The sequence below is a fragment of the Streptomyces sp. NPDC046712 genome (genome assembly GCF_040645695.1).
Classification (GTDB): domain Bacteria; phylum Actinomycetota; class Actinomycetes; order Streptomycetales; family Streptomycetaceae; genus Streptomyces.
The window spans coordinates 103,785-120,564 of the sequence record NZ_JBEYYW010000005.1 but is presented as its reverse complement, the minus strand read 5'-3'; the positions used below and the strand labels follow the sequence as shown (position 1 = coordinate 120,564).

Below are 16,780 nucleotides of genomic sequence, written 5' to 3'. Positions count from 1 at the left end.
AGGCTCCGGCAGCGTCGCCGGGGCGTGGGGGGGCGAGCCCTTCCAGTGGCGCACAACATCACGCCGCCCACCACTTGAAGGTAAAAGTAACGTTGCAGAGACTATGCCTTCAAGTTTCGAAGTCAAGACCTGATGTCGTATGACTTCAACCGCGCTGAGCGACTACTTGAGTTCAAGAGTTGAAGTTGATCACCGCAGGCGTTGGCTGATGACCTTCGAGACACCGTCGCCCTGCATGGAGACGCCGTAGAGCGCGTCCGCGACCTCCATCGTCCGCTTCTGGTGCGTGATGACGATGAGCTGCGAGGACTCCTGCAGCTCCTGCATGATCCGGATCAGCCGCTGGAGGTTGGTGTCGTCCAGGGCTGCCTCCACCTCGTCCATGACGTAGAACGGGCTGGGACGGGCCTTGAAGATCGAGACCAGCATCGCCACGGCGGTCAGCGACCGCTCGCCACCGGAGAGCAGCGAGAGGCGCTTGACCTTCTTGCCCGGCGGACGGGCCTCCACATCGACGCCGGTGGTGAGCATGTTGTCGGGGTCGGTCAGAATCAGCCGCCCCTCGCCACCGGGGAAGAGCCGCGAGAAGACACCCTCGAACTCGCGGGCGGTGTCCCGGTACGCCTCGGTGAAGACCTGCTCGACGCGGACGTCGACCTCCTTCACGACCTGAAGCAGATCCGCCCGGGTCTTCTTGAGGTCCTCCAGCTGCTCGGAGAGGAACTTGTGCCGTTCCTCCAGCGCCGCGAACTCCTCCAGGGCCAGCGGGTTCACCTTGCCGAGCTGCTGATACGCCCGTTCGGCGGCCTTGAGCCGCTTCTCCTGCTCCGAGCGGACGAAGGGACGCGGCTGGTTGCGCGGATGCTCGGGGTCCTCCGGCAGCTCCTCGCCCTCCGCGGGCAGCGACGGCGGTACGAGTTGATGGGGGCCGTACTCGGACACGAGGCCGGCCGGCTCGACGCCCAGCTCCTCCAGGGCCTTGGTCTCCAGCTGCTCGATCCGCAGCCGCTTCTCCGCGCCGAGGACCTCGCCGCGGTGGACGGAGTCGGTGAGCTTGTCCAGCTCGGCCTTCAGATCGCGGCCCCGGGTCCGGGCGGCGGCCAGGCCCTGCTCGCGGGCGCTCTTGGCGGCGTCGGCGAGCGCGCGCTCCTGCTCGGCCCGGACCAGGGAGACCTCGATATGGGCCAGGAGCTGCCGGGTGCCCGCGGCCACGGCGCCGGCGACCTCCGCCTCGTGGCGCAGCCGGGCGCGGCGCTGCTCGGCACGCGCGCGTGCCTCGCGTTCGGCGCGGGCGCCCCGGTCGAGGGAGTCGGCGCGTCCCGCGAGGCCCTTGACCCGCTCCTCGTGGGTACGGAGCTGGAGCCTGGCCTCCATCTCGGTCTGGCGGGCGTTGGCGCCGTCGGCCGCGAGGCGGTCGCGCACGGAGGTGTCGGGCTCCTCCTCGGCCGGGGTCTCCTCGGCGACGAGCAGGCGCTCGGCCAGCTCCTCGGCCTCGTACAGCGCCTTCTCCAGGGCCTCTTCCGCGCGTGCGGCCGCCGCGGTGGTGCGCTCGGCCTCGCCGGCGGCGCCGCGGGCCTGGCCGGCGAGGCGGCCGAGCTCCTTGCCGACGTCCGCCTTCTCGCGGTCGGCGGCGCGGCGGCGCTCGGCCAGCTCCTCGACGAGCGCGGCGGCGGTGCGCCTGCGTTCGGTGGCCTCCTGCTGGGCGAGGGCCAGCCCGGCGCACCGCGACTCCAGCTCCTCCAGCTCGGCGGCCGCCTCGTCGACGGACGCCTGCACCTCGAGGAGGCTGGGCGCCCCTGCGGAACCGCCCTGCGCGAAGTGCGCCCCCAACAGGTCCCCCTCGGCGGTGACGGCGGTGGTCCCCGGGTGGGCGTAGACCAGCTCCTCGGCCTCCTCCAGCGTCCCGACCACCACGATCCCGTCGAGCAACCGCCGTACGGAGCCCAGGAGTTCGTCGGGTCCGCGGACGAAGTCGGCCGCGCGGGGGTGCCCACCCGCGGCCTCCCGGGGCAAGGGGGACTCCCCGCCCGTGAGCAGCAGCGCCGCGCGGCCCGCGTCCTGCTTGCGCAGGAGGCGCAGGGCCTCGGCGGCCGCGGCGGGGCCGGAGACGGCGATCGCGTCCGCCGCCGCTCCGAGGGCGGCGGCGAGCGGGATCTCGTACCCGGGGGTGACGGTGAGCAGTTCCGCAGCCGGGCCGAGCAGTCCGCTCAGGCCGTCCCGGGCGGCGAGCAGCGCTCCTGTCCCGTCCTTGCGGCGCAGCCCCAGGGAGAGTGCCTCGTGGCGGGCCCGGGTCGCCGCGCGGCTGCGGTCGGCCTCGGTGGCCGCCTCGCGGGCGGCCGTGAGCGCGGACTCGGCCTCGGCGAGGTCCCGGCGGGCGGCCTCGTACCGCTCCCCCAGTTCGGTGTCGCCGGCGTCGAGTCCGTCGACCTCTGCCTTGAGCTGCTCGTACTCCTCCTGGGCGGCGACGGCCCGCTCCTGGGCCTCGTCCCTGGCGGCGGCGAGCCGGTCGATCTCGGCCTGGGCCGACGCGGCGCGTGAGCGGGCGGCGTTGACCTGGCCGTGCAGCCGGGCGAGGCCCTCGCGCCGGTCGGCGATGGCGCGGGCCACGTCCTTGAGGCGACGTTCCTCCACCGCCAGCTCGCGCTCCAGTTCGGCGCGGTGGGCGACGGTGTCCTCCAGCGCGCGTTCGGCCGCCTCCAGGGCGGCCTCCAGCTCGGCCTCCTGCTCCCGGATCCGGGCGGCCTCACGCTCCATGTCCTCGGGGTCGCGGCCGCGCCGCTCCTCGGGTGGCTGGGTGGTGGCGCTCTTCACGCGCGCGTCGGCGAGCGAGACGGTGCCGCGGACCCGCTCGGCGAGCTGGGAGAGTTCGTACCAGGTCTGCTGGGCGCGCTGGAGACGCGGCACGAGTCCGCGGACCTCCTCCTCCAGCTCCGCCTCCTTGGCGAGCGCCGCCCGCAGCTCCGTCTCGGCGCTCTCCTTGCGCTCCTTGAGCGCGGCCTCGTCGGCGACTTCGGCCTTCAGCGCCTCCTTGAGGCGTACGAGGTCGTCGGAGAGCAGGCGCAGCCGGGCGTCGCGCAGATCGGCCTGGATGACGGCGGCCCGGCGAGCGACCGCCGCCTGCCGGCCGAGCGGCTTGAGCTGGCGGCGCAGTTCGTCGGTGAGGTCCTGCACGCGCGCGAGGTTGGCCTGCATCGCGTCGAGCTTCCGCAGCGCCTTCTCCTTGCGCTTGCGGTGCTTGAGGACGCCGGCCGCTTCCTCGATGAAGGCTCGGCGGCCCATCGGATCGGCGTGCAGGACGGAGTCGAGCTGGCCCTGGCCGACGATGACGTGCATCTCGCGGCCGATGCCGGAGTCCGACAACAGGTCCTGGATGTCCAGCAGCCGGCAGGTGTCGCCGTTGATCTGGTACTCGCTGCTGCCGCCCCGGAACATGATCCGGGTGATGGTGACCTCGGCGTAGTCGATGGGCAGCGCGCCGTCGGAGTTGTCGATGGTCAGCGAGACCTCGGCGCGGCCGAGCGGGGGCCGCCCGGTCGTGCCGGCGAAGATGACGTCCTCCATCTTGCCGCCGCGCAGCGACTTGGCGCCCTGCTCCCCCATGACCCAGGACAGCGCGTCCACGACGTTGGACTTGCCGGATCCGTTCGGCCCGACGACACACGTGATTCCCGGTTCGAACCGCAGCGTGGTGGCGGATGCGAACGACTTGAAACCGCGGAGAGTCAGGGCCTTGAGATGCACGCCCCCGGACTCTACCTGTGGTTGCGCGTTTCACCCATGAAGGTGCAGGGCACACCCTCCCCTAAGGAAGGTGGGACGTGGGGGACTCAAGAAAGAAGGGACGCCGGAGCGCCCCTTGCATATCTAGCTGTGCTAGCGAGAGTGTTTCTCACCTGGCCCCGGCCCGGGGCTGACTGTCAGGTGAGCGCAGGCTCCGCCTGGGGAACGTCGAGGTCGATGCTGTCGAGCAGCGACTCGCCATGCTGAGCGGCGGCAGCGTTGAGCGCGTCGTTCTCGGACTGAATCCGAACGAGCTCGGACTCGAGGTCCTGGACGCGCTGCTGAAGCCGTCGCATCTCGGCGAGGAGTCGCGGGTCGGAGCCGCCGACGTAACCGAGAAGCGCCTTTGCCATGATGGATGGTCCTCCACACTGAGTGACCGACCGAAGCGGTGTGGGTCGTGAGGGATTTCGCACCCGCGGTGCTCAGCAGCACATCTTGTCGTGCCGGTTTCCACTGCCAAACAGCTAAGGTGCGCGGGGCTTCCAGAGTCTCACCAAAAAGTTTGACGGTCAACACGATCACGCCCCGTATCAAGGGGCAACCGGGGGGTCTGCGGCCGCGGAAACTCGCGACGGCGCCTCGCAACTCGGTGCCTCAGGGGCGTAGAGATCATCCTTCCGCGCGCAGCTTGGCACGGCAAGACCTTCTTGGCAATCCGCAGGTCATTTCCGCTTCGACCCCCCTTCTCCGAACATCCGCCCGATGGTCATGAGTGCACCCGGGCGGAGTTCGTACGACATGATCGTCAGCGGACCGCGAAGCCCTCGTAGCCGCCGCGCGGGGTGTCCCAGATCTCGGTGACTCCCTCAACGCGCCCGGGAGTGTCGTCGGAGCGGAGCCAGTCGAGCAGACGGTGGCAATTCTCACTAGGCCCCTCGGCCACGACCTGCACCCGCCCGTCGTCGAGGTTGAGGGCGAAGCCGACGAGCCCTCCGATCTCCAAGGCGTTTGCCCTGGTGAACCAGCGGAAGCCCACTCCCTGTACTCGACCGCGCACCCACGCGGTGAGCCGTACGTCTTCATTCATGGCTGCACGCTAACGGGCCAATTGCCGGAGTAGCACGTCACCCCCGCGCGTCATGGCGTACAGTCCCGACCGAATGAGACTCACCCGTTCGGGGGCGTCTCGGTGGACAGACCCTGCACCAGGGTCCACAGAAGCAAAGATCGCAAAGAGTCCAGCACAGGTCGTCAGGAAGGCAGAGCAGATGGGACGCCATCGTAGAAGGCGCGGCGCGCCCGTGCGCACCGGGCTGCTCGGCGCCTCCGCCGCGGTGGCGGTCGGCGCCGTCGCCGTCGCCTCGGGCCTTCTGCCCGGCGGGGACACCCTGACCGTCGGCAGCGCCGGCTCGGGTGAGCAGCAGATCGTGGAGTCCCGCCAGACGCCGGAGCTGACGACGCAGGGCGGTTCGTCCGCCACGCCGTCGAACCAGTCGTCCGCACCTGCGACGGGTACGGGGAAGGGGGCCGGCAAGGCTCCCTCCTCCCCTTCCGCCACTCCCTCGCCGAAGCCGTCGAAGACCACCGCGTCCCCGACGCCGAAGAAGCCGGCCCCGCAGCCGTCGAAGACCGCGCCGCCGAAGACGACGCAGCCGAAGCCGAAGCCGGCCCCCACGACCTCGAAGCCGGTCGTACGCACCGAGGCCCCGTCCCTCGTCAGCCGCGACGCGGCGGCCGAGGCGGAGGTCGTCCGGCTGGTCAACGAGGAGCGGGCCAAGGTGGGCTGCACGGCGGTGCGGTCCGACAGCGCTCTCTCCGCACTGGCGGGCGCCTTCAGCCAGGACATGGCGCAGCGCGGCTTCTTCGACCACACGGACCCGGACGGCGACACCCCCTGGGAGCGCGCCCGTCAGGCCGGCGTCACCGGTCTCGGCGGCGAGAACATCGCCCGCGGCCAGGCCGACGCCGCGGCCGTGATGGAGTCGTGGATGAACAGCGACGGACACCGCGCGAACATCCTGAACTGCGACTACACGACGCTGGGCGTCGGCGTGCACTTCGCGGACGGCGGTCCGTGGTGGACGCAGGACTTCGGCTTCTGAGATTTCCGCAGGTCAGCGACCTATGAGCTTTCGTGGGCCGTCTCGGGGCCGTCATCGGCGACCGGGGCGGCCCACACTGCGTCTACAGCGGCCCGCGTACGGGTCTGGCTCGACGGCATGAGGTGGGTGTAGGTCCGCAGCGTGAAGCCCGGATCATGGTGGCCGAGGTACTCGCTCAGGGCCGCCCCGCATCGCTCAGCCCGTCTCGGCCGCTTCATGCGGCGAGATGTTGAACATGCGCAGGGTGCCAGTGAGCTGGAAGAGCCGGCGGAGTTCGGACGGCAGGGAGCCAGCGACGTAAGTAACTCCACGCGTACCTAAGAAATCACCCAGTCGCTGCACTCGCGCGTCGGCAGCCGGCGGAACTGCGCACCGCCGGTCCGCGCCTCGACTGGCCTCGGCGTCCTCGACTGAGCCGCGCCGCTCCGCTGGAATGTCAGCGCCTGGTCTTACGATCCGGCCGTGGCGATCGAACTGAGTGACGAGCTGATCCAACTCGAAGAGAAGGCGTGGGCAGAGATCCAGGCCATGGAGCTGACGGTGGAGACCGCGGCCGCGGTGCAGGCGGCGATCACGGCGCACGCCGAGGCGACCGAGCAGTCTCGGTACGACGTCGAGAAAGAGCTGAAGAAGCGCGTGCGGCACCCGGAGCCGCCCGCGGCCGACTGATCCCTGAGCGCGGTAGGACTCTCGTCACTTCATCAAGCACCCGGCTCCGCGCGACGCTCCTGCCTTCGACCTGCTCCGCACGCGCTGCGCCGACGCCCGCCCCTGCAAGTCGGGACAGGCCCGAGGGCATGAGTCGAGCCCCAACGGCCCGCGGTTTCCATCTGTCCCCGATATACCTCCGGCGGGGCCTCAGGCTCCGGGATGGGAGTTGGGGCGAGTGGCGGGTTGCGGACGTTTCCCCGGGTCCGAGTGTTGATGGCGATATTTGAAATTGGCTCTGACCGCAGTTCCGTGAAACCTGGCCATGACGTCGGTGATGGCCAGGGTCCCACTCCTGGACCGCGCTCCTCGCCCTTCGGGCGGAGGCGGATCGTCCGTGGAGTTGATCCGGGCTCGTGGGTTGCCCAGACACTGTGGAGGCATGACAACCCATACGGCGCACCTCGACACGACAGCGACAGAACGGCCCGTTCCCCGGTGGGCTGCTGCCGCAGCCCATGCGATGCCCTTGGTCGCGCTGCCTGTGTGCCTGTGGCGTCTTCCCATCGCCTTCGGCTACGGCATGGGCGGGGAGGTCCTGCCGCCGTCCCCGTGGAACATTCCCTACGTCGTCGGACTCAGCGTTCTGTCCGAGATATTCGCCCTGCTCAGCCTCGGCCTGGTCCGCCGGTGGGGCGAGGTCGTGCCCACCTGGGTCCCCAAGTTGGGCGGCAGACGCATCCCGCCCTTCGTGGTCATCCTCCCTGCGACGACAGGCGGCCTCTTCTTCTCCGCCCTGATGGTCCACTGGGTGTTCGGGGCCTTCCGCCTGGGCGGTGCGGACGGCTTCCCGTACGCCGAGGGGTGGGACGTGCTGGCGATGACGGTCAGTGGTCTGTTCACGTTGTGGGGCCCTCTACTGCTGGCCCTGGCGTTCGCGTATCACCGTCGCCGGCGCTCTCACTGAGCTGCCACCAACGCCATTCACGGAATCGCGGTAAGCCCAACGGGCGCTCGGGGCGGCCTCAGAGTTGCTCGGCTTGATTCCCCAGACCCGCGCCGACTTGCTGTGGTCGGCTTCTCCCTGGGCGCCTCCCGCGGACGGGCCTTGCCGGGCTACGGCAGGTGGAGGGTCACGCAGGTGGGGCCAAGCGATGAACGGGCCTGGCAGGTCACTTCGCCGCCCGCGGTGAGTGCGCTGACCTGGACGCCCAGGCGTTCTGCGGGACCGTGACGGGCACGCTGACCCTCTGGTCGACCTCGCCCTTGTCGTTGGGGCAGGGGCGCCCGTTACCGCCTGCCGCCTCGGCTGCGCCGACGACGGCGGCCGTTCGGGCCTAGCCCGAAGGGGCGTAGACCGAACGGGCGGCCACAGATCGTGAAGGTCACCGTTCCAACCCGGTAAATCCGTCCTCTACAGCGGCATCCCCACGAGAAAAGGGCCAAGGAGCGGGCAGCCCCGGTTTGTTGAGAACCGAACAAAGCGGGCGTGGAGTAGCCCTGGTCGTTTCCACCTTCGGCTTCGTAGCCGACGGACGTACGCGAGGAAGGGCCCCGTCACCGGGTGGTGACGGGGCCCTTCGTCCGTGGCGCGGTCGGTGACCGGTCTGTGGCGCGATGGGCGATCAGGCGGCGGCGCGGCCGGCCGCGAAGGTGCGGGCGGTCTCGGCGACGCGGCGGCCGAGGTGTTCGGCGGTGGCGAGGTCGGCCTTGTGGACGCCCTCGGGGCCCAGGTCGTTGTGGGTCTGGGCGGCCGCGCCGGAGAAGAAGCCGAGGCGGTTGATGTCGTTCTCGGACGCCGCCGAGGTGTTCCAGCCCGGCTTCAGGCCCAGGTTGACCCAGGTCATGCCGTGCTGGGCGGCGAGGGTCTGGAAGAACTGCAGGGTGTGCAGCTTGTCGCCGCTCTTGGAGGCGGAGTTGGTGAAGCCCGCGGCCAGCTTGTCGATCCAGGAGTCGGTGAACCAGCGCTTCGAGCTGTCCTCGGCGAACTTGTGGAACGCGCCGGACGCCGTACCCATGTAGGTCGGCGAGCCGAAGACGATCGCGTCGGAGGCGTCGAGCAGCTCCCACTGGGCGTCGGTGATCTCGTCGACCTTGATCAGGTGGACGGTGGCGCCCGCCTCGGCGGCGCCGGCACGGACAGCCTCGGCGACGACGGCGGTGTGGCCGAAGCCGGAGTGATAGGCGATGGAGACGACGGGCGTGGACATGGTGGGACTCCTCATCGGCAGGGGGAACGACAAGAAGTAGAGCACTAACTTTCAGAAAGTGCAATCTCCTGGTTAGCGCATGCCAGCGGTAAGCGCTGTGCCGAGTATGGTAGAGGCATGACTGACGACCTCGTGTTCAACGTGTTCGCCCGGGCCTGTACCTCGCGCGAGACGCTGGAGCATGTGACCGGCCGGTGGGGCACCCTCACCCTCGGCGCGCTCCACGAGGGCACGTTCCGCTTCAACGAGCTTCGCCGCCGGGTCGACGGGGTCAGCGAGAAGATGCTGTCGCAGACCCTGCACGCGCTGGAGCGCGACGGGCTCGTCCACCGGGAGGCGCAGCCGACCAACCCGCCGCGGGTGGACTACCGCCTGACGCCGCTGGGCCGCGAGATCGCGGAGCGGCTGCGCGCGCTGATCGACCTGGTCGAGGGCCGGATGCCGGAGGTCCTCTCGGCGCGCGAAAGCTACGACGAGGAGCGCGCCGCTCCCGCGAACGTCACGCCGTAGCGCGGAAGGTCACGCCGTAGCGCCGAAGCTCAATGCCCTGGCGCGGAATGATCACGCCGTAGCGGAAGCTCACGCCGTGGCGCGCGGCGGGCGCTGACAGCGCGGGCAGAAGTAGCTGGACCGGTTCATCCACGGACGGCGGCGCATCGGTGTGCCGCAGCGGCGGCACGGCTCGTCCTCGCGCCCGTAGGCGTCCAGCGACCGGTCGAAGTAGCCGGACTCGCCGTTCACGTTCACGTAGAGGCTGTCGAAGCTGGTCCCGCCCGCGGCGAGGGCCGCGTTCATGACGTCCCGTACATGGCCGAGAAGCTCGGCGGAGCGCGGCCGGGTCAGCGTGGCGGTGGGACGTTCGTAGTGCAGCTTGGCGCGCCACAGCGCCTCGTCGGCGTAGATGTTGCCGACCCCGCTGATCAGCGTCTGGTCGAGCAGCGCGCGCTTGACGGTCGTACGGCGCAGGCGGAGCGCCGTCTGGAAGGCCGCGTCGTCGAACGCCGGGTCCAGCGGATCGCGGGCGATGTGCGCGATCACATCGGGAAGGCCGTCCGCCGTGTTGTCGTGGAGCGAGAGCCCGCCGAAGGTGCGCTGGTCGACGAAGCGCAGCTCGGTGCCGAGGTCGTCCTCGAAGCGGACGCGGATGCGCAGGTGTTTCTCGTCGGGGGCGTCCTCGGGCTGGACGAGCAGCTGCCCGCTCATGCCGAGATGGCCGAGGACGGAGACGTCGGAGTCCGCGAGCGGGATCCACAGATACTTGCCGCGCCGGCGCGCGGTCCCGAAGCGGTGCCCCTTGAGCCGCGCGGCGAAGTCCGATCCGCCGGCCGGGTGCCGGCGCACGGCCCGCGGATGCAGCACCTCGACCTCGCCCACGGTGCGCCCGCCGACCCAGCGCTCAAGACCGCGCCGTACGACCTCGACCTCGGGCAACTCGGGCACAGGACTCCTCCGGAGGGGTACGAGAACGATGCCCGAAGCCTACCGCTCGGACGAGCGGCCCCGGGGCGACGGGAACCGCCCCCTCGACCGGTCCCGAGCGGCCCCGACCGGGCCCGACCGACGCCGAGCCGGGACGGTCCGCACCACATGGCGCCCGGGCACGCGAACGACCCCGCCCGGGACCCTGTGCAGGGTTCCGGGCGGGGTCGTCGAAGAAAGAGGGCCTCAGGCCGGAGTCTGATCGGCGGGCGAAGAGGTGTCGGCGACCTCTTCCGTTCCCGCCTCGGCCGCGGCCTTCGCCGCCGCCGCGCGCTCGTCCGCCGCCGCGCGAATCGCGCGCCAGGCGGACTCCGCCGCCTGCTGCTCGGCCTCCTTCTTGCTGCGGCCGGTGCCGGTGCCGTACGAGACACCACCGACGCGGGCGGCAGCAGTGAAGGTCTTCTCGTGGTCCGGACCCGTCTCGGTGACGAGGTACTCCGGAACACCCAGACCCTCGGCCGCGGTGAGTTCCTGGAGGCTGGTCTTCCAGTCCAGTCCTGCACCGAGGTTCGAGGACTTCTCGATCAGCGGGTCGAAGAGCCGGTGCACCAGCTCCGAGGCCGCGTCGAGGCCCTGGTCGAGATAGACCGCACCGATCACCGCTTCAAGGGTGTCGGCGAGGATGGACGCCTTGTCCCGGCCACCCGTGCCCTCTTCGCCCCGGCCGAGCCGGATGAAGGAGCCGAGTTCGAGGCCGCGGCCGACCTCCGCCAGCGCACGCGAGTTGACCACCGCGGCCCGCAGCTTGGCCAGCTGGCCTTCGGGCAGGTCGGGGTGGGTGCGGTACAGCGTGTCCGTGACCACCAGGCCGAGCACGGAGTCCCCGAGGAACTCGAGACGCTCGTTGGTGGGCAGACCGCCGTTCTCGTACGCGTACGAGCGATGCGTCAGCGCACGCACCAGAAGGGCGGACTCGAGCTGATACCCGAGCCGCCCTTCCAGAAGCGTGTGGGACGAGGCATTGTCCGTCTTGTTGGACTCAGACATTGCGCCTCTCACCAGCCACTCAGACCGAGAGGACCTGGCGCTTGTTGTAGGTGCCGCAGCTCGGGCACGCGATGTGCTGCTGCTTCGGCTCCTGGCAACGCTCACACGAAACCAGGGTGGGGACCGCAGCCTTCCACTGCGACCGGCGGTGGCGCGTGTTGCTGCGCGACATCTTCCGCTTCGGAACAGCCACGGCTACTTCTCCTGCTTCTCGTCGACGCCAGCTTCGGCGCCGCTCATGTTGTCCTTCTCATCGGTTCCCAGCGAACCGGCGAGTCCCTGCAGTGCCGCCCAACGAATGTCGACGGCGTCGTGGTGGTGGTCCGGGTTCTCGTTCAGGTTGGTTCCGCACTGGGAACACAGACCCGCACAATCCTCCCGGCACACCGGCTGCATCGGCAGTGCGAGCACCACCGCATCACGCAGCACGGGTTCGAGGTCGAACATGCCGTCCTCGAGGGGGATCATGTCCTCGTCGTCCTCGGCTTCGTCGTCCGCGGCCGCCTTGGAGCGGCCCCGGTCGTCGGAGTCGGGGTACGAGAACATCTCCTGGAAGTCCACGTCGAGCTCGAGCTCGACGGGCTCCAGACACCTTACGCACTCCCCCTCGGCCGATGCACGGGCGGTGCCTGTGACGAGCACCCCTTCCATGACCGACTCGAGGCGGAGGTCGATTTCCACCGGCGCGCCTTCCGGCACACCGACGACCCCTTCGACACCGAAGTTCTTGGGGGCCTCCACCGAACGGGAGATCCGCTGCAGGGCACCAGGACGCCGCCCCAGCTCGTGTGTGTCGAACACGAGGGGGTTGCGGTGGTCGAGGCGCGTGCTCAGGGCTCTTCCTGCTTTCGGATCGTGAGGGGGCTGCCGTGTTCGAATCGAGAGACGAAGCGGGCAGCATGGATCGCGGGCATACGCGCGACCGAAGAGCCAGGATACTGGACGCTTCGCCCAGGGCCCAATCCGGCCTTGGCCGACCTCGCTCAGTGGCCTTGGCCGTGGCCCTGCTCGTACTGCCGCAGCTGCTCCAGGTCGATCATGCTCGTGTCGAAGAAGCTGGTCTCGTCGAGCGCGGCGGCCTGCGGCTGCTGGACCTGGGGCTGCTGGTCGTAGCTGTACTGCTGCTGATACGCGTAGGGGTCCTGCTGGTACGCGTACGGGTCCTGCGCATCGTAAGGCGCGGCGTAAGCCGCTCCGGTTGAGCCGTTGCCTGCAACGGAGTAGGCGTCCTGCTGCTGGGGCTGCTGGTACCCGTACGGGTCCGGCTGCTGCGCCGGGATCTGCGGGGCCTGCTGCATGACGGGCTGCTGCACCGGCGCGGGGTCGGCGAGCTCCGCGAGCCCGGCCAGGTAGTCCGCGTCGCTGGTGTGCACCGCGCCGCCCGCCGCGTCCTGGGCCGCCATGTGCGCGCCGAGTTCGTCGGTGGCGATCCGGCCGTGCAGCTTCTGCCGGCCGCGGCCGACCGCCTCCAGGGTCTTGGACAGCACGGCCTCGAAGGCGCCCAGCTTGGCGTCGACGTACTCGTCGGCCCGGTGGATCAGGGTCTGCGGGTCCGCGCTGTACTCGGGGGCGTCCTCGTCGGCGTAGCCCTGCTCGTCCAGGCCGGGGCCGCGGCCGAGGAGCTTCTCGCGGCCGCGGTCGACGGAGCCGATGGTCTTGTTGAGGACGACCTCGAAGTTGGCGAGCTTGGAGTCGACGTAGTCGTCGGCCTCCGCCCTGATCTCCTCGGCCTCCCGGCGGGCCTCGGTGAGGATCCGGTCGGCCTCGTCCTGGGACTGGCGGGCGACCTGGGTGTCGGAGATCAGCGAGCCGCGCTCGGCGTGGGCGGCCTCGATGATCCGCTCGGCCTCCTGCCGGGCCTGCTCGACCATCTGCTCCCGGCCCCCGATGAGCTCCTGGGCCTGGGCCAGGGAGCCCGGCAGGGCCTCCCGTACCTCTTCGAGCATGGCGAGCAGCTCGGCGCGGTTGACCACGCAGGACGCCGACATGGGCATGGAGCGGGCGTTTGTGACCGTCGAAACGATCTCGTCGAGCTTCTTCTGCACGTCCACCGGGTGCTCGCCACTCTCTACAGCTGGATGGAGACGGACGGGACGACTGTAAGGGCAGTCGTCCCCCGTCCGACACCAGGTGACGGACCGTCAGCGACGGTCGCTCGGGGTCACTGCTGAGCGCGCTGCTCGGCGAGGCGCTCGGTGAGCCTGCCGAGGACGGCCGGCGGCACCAGGTGGGAGACGTCGCCGCCCCAGGCGGCGACCTCCTTGACCAGGGAGGACGACAGGAAGCTGTACGTGGGGTTGGTGGGGACGAACAGCGTCTCCACGCCAGAGAGCCCGTTGTTCATCTGCGCCATCTGCAGCTCGTAGTCGAAGTCGCTGACCGCGCGCAGGCCCTTGACGATGGCGGGGATGTCGCGCTGCTTGCAGAAGTCGACGAGCAGGCCGTGGAAGGACTCCACCTCGACGTTGCCGAAGTCGGCCGTGACCTCGCGGATCAGCTCGATCCGCTCGTCGACGGTGAACAGCCCCTTCTTGGACTGGTTGATCATCACCGCGACATGCACGACGTCGTACAGCTTGGAGGCGCGGGCGATGATGTCGAGATGTCCGTTGGTGATGGGGTCGAATGACCCCGGACAGACGGCGCGGCGCAACTTGGGTCCCTCGCTCTCCGGTCCGGTCATCGTGCGTCTTCGCACGTAGAGGCGGCGCGACCGTACCAAAACGTTCCCTCGCCATAGCGACGGGCCCGCAGTGGCTCGAAACCGGCCGGCCAGCCGAATTCCCCGCCTCGGGTGCTGCGCTCCACGGTGACGAGAGCGTCCTCGCCGATCCAGCCCCCGGAGCGGAGTGTGAGGAGTATCTCGCGAAGATCGTCGTCCGAGACGGCGTACGGGGGGTCGAGGAAAACCAGGTCATAAGGGGCGGCGGGGGCCGGTCCCGTCACGATCTGTTCCGCTTTGCCCGTACGCACCTCGGCGCCGGGCAGCCCGAGGGCGCGCACGTTCTCGCGGACGGTCTTCGCGGCGCGGGCGTCGGCCTCGACCAGGAGGGCGTGGGAGGCGCCGCGGGAGAGCGCCTCGAGACCGACGGCGCCCGAGCCCGCGTAGAGATCGGCGACCCTGGTGCCGTCGAGGGTGCCGAGGAGCGACTCCCAGGTGGAGAAGAGGCCCTCGCGCGCCCGGTCGGAGGTGGGGCGGGTGCCGGTGCCGGGGGGCACGGCCAGTCGGCGTCCGCCGGCGGTACCGGCGATCACGCGGGTCATGGGAGTCCTCGTCCTTCGCAGAGTCTGTGCCTCCACGATATGGCGGGTGGGGCGGGTCTGACGTCACCCCTTCTCCAGGAACTCCTCCCGCTCCTTGTCCAGGAGGGCGTCCAGGGCGGTACGCAGCTCGGGGTGGTCGGTGAGGTCCGGGTCGGCGAGGACGACGGCGGTCGCCTCCTCGCGGGCGGCGGCGATGACCTCCTCGTCCTCGATGACGGTGAGCATCCGCAGCGAGGAGCGGACGCCGGACTGGGCCTGGCCGAGGACGTCTCCCTCACGGCGCTGCTCCAGGTCGATCCGGGAGAGCTCGAAGCCGTCGAGGGTGGACGCGACGGCGGCGAGACGCTGCCGGGCCGGACTGGCCTCGGGCATCTCGGTGACGAGCAGGCAGAGGCCGGCGGCGGATCCCCGGCCGACGCGGCCGCGGAGCTGGTGGAGCTGGGAGACGCCGAAGCGGTCGGCGTCCATGATCACCATGGCGGTGGCGTTGGGGACGTTGACGCCGACCTCGATGACCGTGGTGGCGACCAGGACGTCCACCTCGCCGGCGGCGAAGCGGCGCATGACGTCGTCCTTGTCGTCCGGGTGCATCCGGCCGTGCAGGACCTCGACGCGGAGTCCGGCGAGAGGTCCCTCGGTGAGCTGCTCGGCGATCTCGACGACGGCGAGCGGCGGGCGCTTCTCGGCCTCGTCCTCGGGGGACGGCTTCTTCTTCGACCCCTTGCCGTTCTCGTCCTCGCCGTCGCCGATGCGCGGGCAGACCACGTACGCCTGGTGCCCGTTCTCCACCTCCTCGCGCACCCGCTCCCACGCGCGCGTGAGGAAGTGCGGCTTGTCGGCGGCCGGCACGACATGGCTGGCGATCGGCGAGCGCCCGGCGGGCAGCTGATCGAGGACGGAGGTCTCCAGGTCGCCGAAGACGGTCATGGCGACCGTCCGCGGGATGGGGGTGGCCGTCATGACGAGCAGGTGGGGCGGCTGCTTGCCCTTGCCCCGCAGGGCGTCGCGCTGCTCGACGCCGAAGCGGTGCTGCTCGTCCACCACGACCAGACCGAGGTCGTGGAACTGCACCTTGTCCTCGATCAGCGCGTGCGTACCGATGACGATCCCGGCCTCGCCGGTGACCAGGTCGAGCAGGGCCTGGCGGCGGGCGGCGGCGCCCATCGAACCCGTGAGCAGCACGACCTTGGTGGCGTGCTCGGCCCCGCCGAGCATCCCTCCCTCGGCGAGTTCGCCCATCATCTCGGTGACGGACCGGTGGTGCTGCTGTGCGAGCACCTCGGTGGGCGCGAGCATCGCGGCCTGTCCCCCGGCGTCCACGACGGCGAGCATGGCGCGCAGCGCGACCATCGTCTTACCGGACCCGACCTCGCCCTGGAGGAGGCGGTGCATGGGGTGCTCGGTGGCGAGGTCGTCGAAGATCTCGCGGGTGACCTTCTGCTGGCCGTCGGTGAGCGTGAAGGGCAGCTTGGCGTCGAAGGCGTCGAGGAGGCCGTCCGGGACGGGTCTGCGGGCGACGGCGGGCAGTTGGGTGTCCGCGTACCGGCGGCGGGCCAGGGCCACCTGGAGGACGAAGGCCTCGTCCCACTTCAGCCGCTGCCTGGCGTCCTCGATGTCCGCCTTCGTGCGGGGGCGGTGGACCTTCTGGAGCGCCTCCGGCAGGTCGGTGAGGCCGCGGCCCTCGCGCAGGGCGGGCGGCAGCGGGTCGGCGAGCCCGGCCCAGCCGGTGGCGGCCAGGGAGTCCAGGGCGATGGAGACGGACTGCTCGATGGTCCAGGACTCCAGTTGCTTGCAGGCGGGGTAGATCGGCAGCAGCTCGTTGGCGAACGCCCTGACCGTCTCGTCGCTGCTCTCGGCGTCCAGGAGCTTGTACTCGGGGTGGGTGAGCTGGAGCTTGCGGTTGAAGACCCCCACCTTGCCGGCGAACATCCCGCGGCGGCCCGGCAGCAGCTCCTTCTGGTGGAAGTGGACGGCCCGGCCGAAGAAGACCAGCTGCATCCGGCCGCTGCCGTCGGTGATCGTGACCTCCAGGCGCTGGCCCTTGCCCCGGCCGCCCTTGTTGAACGTCAGCAGCCGGGCGTCGGCCACCTGCGCCACCACCGTGACGTGCTCGTCCAGCGGCAGGTCGGCGAGGGCGGTGAGCTCGCCGCGCTCGGCGTACCGCCGGGGGTAGTGGTGGAGGAGGTCCCCGACCGTCCGCAGGTCGAGGTGCTCGGCCATCACCTTCGCGGTGGCGGCGCCGAGGAGGTTCTTGAGGGGTTCGTCGAGCACTGGCACGCGTTCCATTGCACACCACTCCACCGACACTCGTCCCGCAGGCTGTGGATATCCCCTGGTCACGTCGGCGCCGTGATGCCTAGGATGACG

Annotated in this window: 16 protein-coding genes and 1 pseudogene; 4 read left to right on the top strand and 13 right to left on the bottom strand. The window is 70.3% G+C overall.

Annotation, left to right across the window (positions count from 1 at the left end; genetic code table 11):
* Positions 1–189: 189 nt before the first annotated feature.
* From smc to ABZ939_RS09020, 3 genes are all read right to left on the bottom strand, one after another.
* Positions 190–3,741 carry a chromosome segregation protein SMC gene (gene smc, locus ABZ939_RS09030; RefSeq protein WP_361850902.1) on the bottom strand — a complete coding sequence of 1,184 codons (3,552 nt, stop codon included), beginning with the start codon at positions 3,739–3,741 and terminating at the stop codon, positions 190–192.
* Positions 3,742–3,917: 176 nt separating this feature from the next.
* Positions 3,918–4,133 carry a hypothetical protein gene (locus ABZ939_RS09025; RefSeq protein WP_215066520.1) on the bottom strand — a complete coding sequence of 72 codons (216 nt, stop codon included), beginning with the start codon at positions 4,131–4,133 and terminating at the stop codon, positions 3,918–3,920.
* A 395-nt stretch (positions 4,134–4,528) separates the two neighbouring features.
* Positions 4,529–4,810, bottom strand: coding sequence for an acylphosphatase (locus ABZ939_RS09020; RefSeq protein ID WP_361850899.1), 282 nt, complete (start codon positions 4,808–4,810; stop codon positions 4,529–4,531).
* Positions 4,811–5,024: 214 nt separating this feature from the next.
* On the opposite strand from ABZ939_RS09020, the gene ABZ939_RS09015 reads away from it, so the two are divergent.
* Positions 5,025–5,825 (top strand): CAP domain-containing protein, encoded by an 801-nt coding sequence (locus ABZ939_RS09015; RefSeq protein WP_361850897.1) that lies wholly within the window; start codon positions 5,025–5,027, stop codon positions 5,823–5,825.
* Positions 5,826–5,845: 20 nt separating this feature from the next.
* On the opposite strand, the pseudogene ABZ939_RS09010 reads toward ABZ939_RS09015, so the two are convergent.
* Positions 5,846–6,007, bottom strand: a pseudogene (locus ABZ939_RS09010) (site-specific integrase); the annotation flags it as partial.
* A gap of 280 nt (positions 6,008–6,287) precedes the next feature.
* On the opposite strand from ABZ939_RS09010, the gene ABZ939_RS09005 reads away from it, so the two are divergent.
* Both ABZ939_RS09005 and ABZ939_RS09000 read left to right on the top strand, forming a co-directional pair.
* Positions 6,288–6,494 carry a hypothetical protein gene (locus tag ABZ939_RS09005; protein ID WP_361850895.1) on the top strand — a complete coding sequence of 69 codons (207 nt, stop codon included), beginning with the start codon at positions 6,288–6,290 and terminating at the stop codon, positions 6,492–6,494.
* A 502-nt stretch (positions 6,495–6,996) separates the two neighbouring features.
* Positions 6,997–7,440, top strand: a complete 444-nt coding sequence (locus tag ABZ939_RS09000) for a hypothetical protein (protein ID WP_361851303.1) — start codon at positions 6,997–6,999, stop codon at positions 7,438–7,440.
* 658 nt (positions 7,441–8,098) lie between these two features.
* On the opposite strand, the gene ABZ939_RS08995 is transcribed toward ABZ939_RS09000, so the two are convergent.
* Complete coding sequence (locus tag ABZ939_RS08995; RefSeq protein ID WP_361850893.1) at positions 8,099–8,683, bottom strand: flavodoxin family protein; 585 nt, start codon at positions 8,681–8,683, stop codon at positions 8,099–8,101.
* 117 nt (positions 8,684–8,800) lie between these two features.
* On the opposite strand from ABZ939_RS08995, the gene ABZ939_RS08990 reads away from it, so the two are divergent.
* Positions 8,801–9,193, top strand: a complete 393-nt coding sequence (locus ABZ939_RS08990) for a helix-turn-helix domain-containing protein (protein ID WP_361850891.1) — start codon at positions 8,801–8,803, stop codon at positions 9,191–9,193.
* A gap of 69 nt (positions 9,194–9,262) precedes the next feature.
* Here the strand turns inward: ABZ939_RS08990 and mutM are convergent, their stop codons facing one another.
* The 8 genes from mutM to recG form a co-directional block, all read right to left on the bottom strand.
* Complete coding sequence (gene mutM / locus ABZ939_RS08985; protein ID WP_361850889.1) at positions 9,263–10,123, bottom strand: bifunctional DNA-formamidopyrimidine glycosylase/DNA-(apurinic or apyrimidinic site) lyase; 861 nt, start codon at positions 10,121–10,123, stop codon at positions 9,263–9,265.
* 225 nt (positions 10,124–10,348) lie between these two features.
* Entirely contained in the window at positions 10,349–11,149 is an 801-nt protein-coding gene (gene rnc / locus ABZ939_RS08980; protein WP_361850887.1) for a ribonuclease III, read from the bottom strand.
* A gap of 19 nt (positions 11,150–11,168) precedes the next feature.
* The gene (gene rpmF / locus ABZ939_RS08975; RefSeq protein ID WP_030496967.1) at positions 11,169–11,342 is read right to left on the bottom strand and encodes a 50S ribosomal protein L32; all 174 of its coding nucleotides are present in this window, start codon (positions 11,340–11,342) and stop codon (positions 11,169–11,171) included.
* 2 nt (positions 11,343–11,344) lie between these two features.
* Positions 11,345–11,983, bottom strand: a complete 639-nt coding sequence (locus ABZ939_RS08970; protein ID WP_361851301.1) for a DUF177 domain-containing protein — start codon at positions 11,981–11,983, stop codon at positions 11,345–11,347.
* A gap of 149 nt (positions 11,984–12,132) precedes the next feature.
* Entirely contained in the window at positions 12,133–13,200 is a 1,068-nt protein-coding gene (locus ABZ939_RS08965; RefSeq protein ID WP_361850885.1) for an ATP synthase F0 subunit B, read from the bottom strand.
* Between the two features lie 110 nt (positions 13,201–13,310).
* Positions 13,311–13,802, bottom strand: coding sequence for a pantetheine-phosphate adenylyltransferase (gene coaD, locus ABZ939_RS08960; protein WP_361851299.1), 492 nt, complete (start codon positions 13,800–13,802; stop codon positions 13,311–13,313).
* Positions 13,803–13,828: 26 nt separating this feature from the next.
* Positions 13,829–14,413, bottom strand: a complete 585-nt coding sequence (gene rsmD / locus ABZ939_RS08955; protein WP_361850883.1) for a 16S rRNA (guanine(966)-N(2))-methyltransferase RsmD — start codon at positions 14,411–14,413, stop codon at positions 13,829–13,831.
* Between the two features lie 63 nt (positions 14,414–14,476).
* On the bottom strand, positions 14,477–16,699 hold the full coding sequence (recG, locus tag ABZ939_RS08950) for an ATP-dependent DNA helicase RecG (RefSeq protein WP_361850881.1): 2,223 nt from the start codon (positions 16,697–16,699) through the stop codon (positions 14,477–14,479).
* Positions 16,700–16,780: the final 81 nt, after the last annotated feature.